Genomic DNA, 4,620 nt, shown 5'->3' with positions numbered 1-4,620 from the left:
GGCCATGCCGAAGTCCAGCTCGCCCGCCTTGATCGCATTGGCGTTATAGGCCGATCCGCCGGTGGATTCGACCGAGCAGCGCAGCCCGTGGGTCGCGCGGTCCTTGTTGACCAGACGGCAGATCGCGCCGCCCGCCGCATAGTAGACGCCGGTGACGCCACCGGTGCCCACGGTGATGAAGGTCTGCTGCGCCATGGCCGGCAGCGAGATGCTGCCCGCCAGCATGGCAAGGCCAAGTCCGAAGACCGAGTTTCTGAAGTTCATTGCACTCTCCTTGTTGAAGCGCCACTGCGGGCGCGGTTTATGAGTTGTTTATTGGCCCGCTTCTGCGGGCATGGGCGCGGGCTCGCGCCAGATCCGTCGCAGATCGGCCGCGTCCGCCAGCACCCGGCCCGAGGCCGCTGCCGCCTCTGCGCAGGCCGCCACCAGCGCGGCATTGTTGGGGGCGATACCGCCGTTTGGCAAGTTCAGGTTGTTCTCGAAACCCACGCGGGCATGTCCGCCCCGCAGGGCCGACAATCCCATGAAGCGCGCCTCCTCCGGGCCGAAGGCGCAGAGTATGAAGGCATGGCGTGCGATGCCCGCCTCCAGAAAGGCCGCGAATTCGGCCTCGTCGGCGCCGGTGCCCGAATAGCGCCCCAGCACCGGCAGCACCGCCAGAGGCCCGTCAGGCAGCAGCCCGCGCGACTGCAAGACCTCCATCCGCGCCAGATCGGCAGCATCATAGAGGATCAGCTGCCAAAGCGTCCCGCGCTCCTCCATCTCGCGGATCAGCGCGGCGGGGGCGGCCTCGTCTTCGCCCTCGGCAAACAGTTCGCGCAGCGCAAGGCTGACGGATTCGGGCCAGAGCGCGCGGACCAGCGCGATCTGTTCGGCCGGGCCGTAGCGCCCGACGGCTTCGGTCGTGACCTGCATCACCATCCGCTCGCCCAACTCGCGGCGGAGCGCCGCCAGCGCCTCACGGTAAAGCCCGGCATCCAGAACATGGCGGCCTGTCGCGTCGCGCACGTGCAGATGCAGCATGGCCGCCCCGGCCTCCTGCGCGGCGCATGCCTCGCGCACCATTTCCGCCACGGTCAGCGGCAGGCGCGGATGATCCGCCTTGGTGCGGCGCGCGCCGTTCGGTGCGACGGCAATGGCGAAGGGCAAGGTCATCGGCCCACTCCGGCCGAAGCGAGGGCCGCATCCACCGCCGCCAGCAGCCGGTCCGCGATCATTTCGACATGCCCCGCGTCGATGATGTAGGAGGGCGCCATCAGCACATGATCGCCCGCTATACCATCGGCGGTGCCGCCGCCCGGATAGACCATCAGGTCCCGCGCCATGCTTTCGGCGCGGATGCGGGAATGCAGCTTCAGCCCCGGCGCAAAGCTGCGCTTCGTGGCACGATCCTCGACCAGTTCGATGGCGCGAAAGAGGCCCCGGCCGCGGATGTCGCCGACATGTGGATGCGCGCCGAAACGGTCATGCAGCGCCGTCTCCAGCGCCCCCCCCATCTCGCGGCAGCGCGCGAGCAGGCCATCCTCCTCGATCACCTTCTGCACCGCCAGCGCGCCGGCACAGGCGGTGGCATGGCCGATATAGGTGAAGCCGTGCTGGAAACTGCCCGAACCACCGGTGATCGTGTCATAGATCTCGCCCGACATCAGGCAGGCGCCGATCGGCTGGTAACCTGCGCCGAGGCCCTTGGCGCAGGTCAGAAGGTCGGGCGCGACGCCCTCCTGCTCGCAGGCGTTGAGCGTGCCTGTGCGGCCCATGCCGCACATCACCTCGTCAAGGATCAGCAGCACGCCATATTTGTCGCAGATCTCGCGGATGCGACGGAAATAGCCCGGTGCCGGGGTGATCGCGCCACAGGTCGCGCCGCCCACCGTCTCGGCGATGAAGGCAATCACGGTTTCCGGGCCAAGGCGCAGGATCTCGGCCTCCAGCTCATTGGCGGCGCGCAGGCCGTAGGCTTCCGGGGTTTCGCCCTCGGCCCGGTGGCGATAGTCGAAGCAGGGCGGGATATGGCTGACGGGCAGCAGGATCGGCTCATAGACCGCGCGCCGCCCGGCATTGCCGCCCGCCGACAGGGCGCCCAACGTATTGCCGTGATAGCTTTGCTGCCGCGCGATAAAGCGGCTGCGGCCGGTTTCGCCCTTTTCCCAGAAATACTGCCGTGCCAGTTTCAGCGCCGTCTCGTTCGCCTCGGAGCCGCCCGACAGGAAATAGACATGCTCCAGCCCCTCGGGCGCGCGCGAGACGAGGAAGTCGGCCAGTTCCTCGGCCGGCGAGGTGGTGAAAAAGCTGGTATGGGCATAGGGCAACCGGTCAAGCTGCGCCTTGATCGCCGCCACCACGCGCCCCTCGCTGTGGCCAAGGCACGAAACCGCGGCGCCCCCCGAGGCATCCAGATAGCGCCGCCCGGTGCTGTCGATCACGAAAGGCCCATCGCCACCCACGGCCACGGGCAGGATGCGCGAGGGATCGCGATGCAGGATGCGGGTCTGGTTCGGCAGGGTGGCAAGGGTCATCTCAGGTCTCCAACGGAAGAAAGGCCGAACGGGCGGCGAAGGTCGCCTCGCGCCGGCGCAGGGCCTCGAGCCCCGCCTCGCCCCGACGGGTCAGGGCAAGGCTGGACAGGGATTGCGACAGCACCATCAGCCCGCTGATCGAGGCGATATGCGACGGCCCGCCATTCGCTGCGGTCAGCGTGATGTCGGCCAGCCGCGCCAGAGGCCCGAGCGGCGCATCGGTCAGCCCGATCACGCCGATCCCCGCATCACGGGCATGGCGCGTGGCGGCAATCGTCTCGCGGCTGAATGGCGCAACAGAGATCGAGACCAGAACGTCGCCCGCACGCAGGCTGCACAGGTCATCAAGCATCATCCCGCTTCCCGCGCCCACCAGTCGGGTATTCTCGCGAAACAGCGACAGGCTGTAATGCATGGCGAAGGCCACCGCGTGACAGCTGCGCAGACCCAGCACCGCCACCGTCGGACTGTCGGCCAGAATGGCCGCCGCTTCCAGCATTCTGCCGCGCTGTTCCTCGCGCAGGCCCGACAGCACATTCGTGACCTCGGCCTCGGCGATGCGGGAAACGAGGTCGCCCGGCTCCTGCGCGGCCAGTGTGTCAGAGGCGCGGCCCGAATAGATCGCGCCGTTCCTCTCGGTCAGCCAGTCGCGGTGCAGGGCCTGAAATTCCTCCCAGCCCGCGAACCCGAGGCTCTGGACCAGCCGCAGAAGCGTGCCGGGCGACAGCGCCGCCTCGCGCGCGGTGCGCCTGAGGCCGTGCAGCGCCACTTCGGCCGGATTCTCGCGGATCCAGATCGCCGCCTCGCGCAGTCGCGGCGACAGGTCTGCATAACGGAGTTCCAGATGCTGCCAGAGATCGGTGATGGTCATGCATGGCCCCGGATCATTTGTTCCGAACTTAATCATTCATGGAACAAACGTGTCAATGTCCGATGTCACGGGTCGTTGATGGCGTTCTTCGCCGTGCCGGGGAGGTGCCGGTTGCTTGGGCTGGCTGGTGACGGAGATCTTGGAGTCATCCGGGCTGGATCACGGCGACTGCCACAGATCCCGGCTCGTCGCACATACTCCCGGATGCGCGGGGGAATAACTGCGGGGTCTTTGTATCATGTCCGACAATTTTTTTTGTAAAAATATGATCTTACCGGAATTATTGGCGGAGGGGATGAGACTGATGTCGAAGAATCTCAACCCCCACCTACCTGCAGGGCATGGCTCCTTCGTCGCGTCGTTCACATCATTAGCCAACCTCTCGATCGCCGTCCCCATCTTGACAGGCGGACTGTTGAGTGCCGCAGTCGTGCACGAGCGCTTGTCCGGCGCGAAGCGCGAGCGCCGCGATGGTCAGAGCCGGGTTCACGGCAGCCGAAGTTGGCAGGATTGAGGCATCTGTCACCCAGAGGTTCGCAATATCGTGGCTGCGGCAATCGAGGTCCACAACCGACGTGGCCGGATCAACACCCAGCCGCGCCGTGCCGCATTGATGCGAAGTGGTGCGGTTGCCGAAGATGCGCACCAGCGTAACAGGAAACCCCGCGCGCCGCATCACCTGCCGCGTGCGCTTGATCAGCAGGTGATGCGCGTCCATGTTGGAGCGCTGCCAGCCCACGACGATATCCTCGCCCCGGACAAGGACGCGGCTGTCGGGATTGGGCAGGTCCTCGCTGGTCAGGAACCAGCCGAAGGCGCGGTCTGCAATGAGGCGTGCAAGCGGTCGCGGCAGGGCGGGGATCTGGGCCTTCAGGATATTGCCGGTGATGCGGCCCAGCAGCTGGACGTTTCCAAGTGGGGCATGCGCCTCGGGGTCGTCATTGTAGAAATCGTTGAAGCACAGGGTCTTCTGATAAACGGAATCATTCCGGATCCGCGGGTTCAGCGTGATCATCGCGCTGGTATTGTGGTTCATGAAGTTCCGCCCCAACTGGTCCGAGCGGTTGCTCAAACCTGTCGGATGCGCGGCATTTGCCGACCGCAGGAGAAGCGCGGCAGATTGGACGGCACCCGCGGCGACGGCAAAGTGGCAGGCAGTCAATCGCTCCTCGCGCCCGTTCCGGCGGATGATCGCGGCGGTGACGCGGCAGCCCGCATCGTCGGTTTCGAGGC

Annotated in this window: 5 protein-coding genes; all 5 read right to left on the bottom strand. The window is 66.4% G+C overall.

All coding sequences use genetic code 11. The features are described from left to right. A partial coding sequence (locus tag VNQ78_RS18385) for a TAXI family TRAP transporter solute-binding subunit (RefSeq protein ID WP_414694109.1) occupies nucleotides 1-225 on the bottom strand: 225 nt, incomplete at its 3' end. 87 nt (nucleotides 226-312) lie between these two features. Beyond that, a complete protein-coding gene (locus tag VNQ78_RS18380) occupies nucleotides 313-1,155 on the bottom strand; it encodes a 3-keto-5-aminohexanoate cleavage protein (protein ID WP_325692509.1) in 843 nt (280 codons plus the stop codon). Then, on the bottom strand, nucleotides 1,152-2,516 hold the full coding sequence (locus VNQ78_RS18375; protein WP_325692507.1) for an aspartate aminotransferase family protein: 1,365 nt from the start codon (nucleotides 2,514-2,516) through the stop codon (nucleotides 1,152-1,154). Before VNQ78_RS18375 ends, VNQ78_RS18380 begins: the two co-directional genes overlap by 4 nt. A gap of 1 nt (nucleotide 2,517) precedes the next feature. Beyond that, on the bottom strand, nucleotides 2,518-3,387 hold the full coding sequence (locus tag VNQ78_RS18370; protein WP_325692505.1) for a MurR/RpiR family transcriptional regulator: 870 nt from the start codon (nucleotides 3,385-3,387) through the stop codon (nucleotides 2,518-2,520). A gap of 370 nt (nucleotides 3,388-3,757) precedes the next feature. Next, nucleotides 3,758-4,423 carry a GMC family oxidoreductase gene (locus VNQ78_RS18365; RefSeq protein WP_325692503.1) on the bottom strand — a complete coding sequence of 222 codons (666 nt, stop codon included), beginning with the start codon at nucleotides 4,421-4,423 and terminating at the stop codon, nucleotides 3,758-3,760. Between the last annotated feature and the right edge of the window lie 197 nt (nucleotides 4,424-4,620).

It is taken from the genome of Paracoccus sp. (in: a-proteobacteria), from assembly GCF_035556475.1.
In the GTDB taxonomy this organism is placed as follows: Bacteria; Pseudomonadota; Alphaproteobacteria; order Rhodobacterales; family Rhodobacteraceae; genus Paracoccus.
Note: the sequence above shows the minus strand (reverse complement) of the source record. Positions and strands in the feature narration are given on the sequence as shown.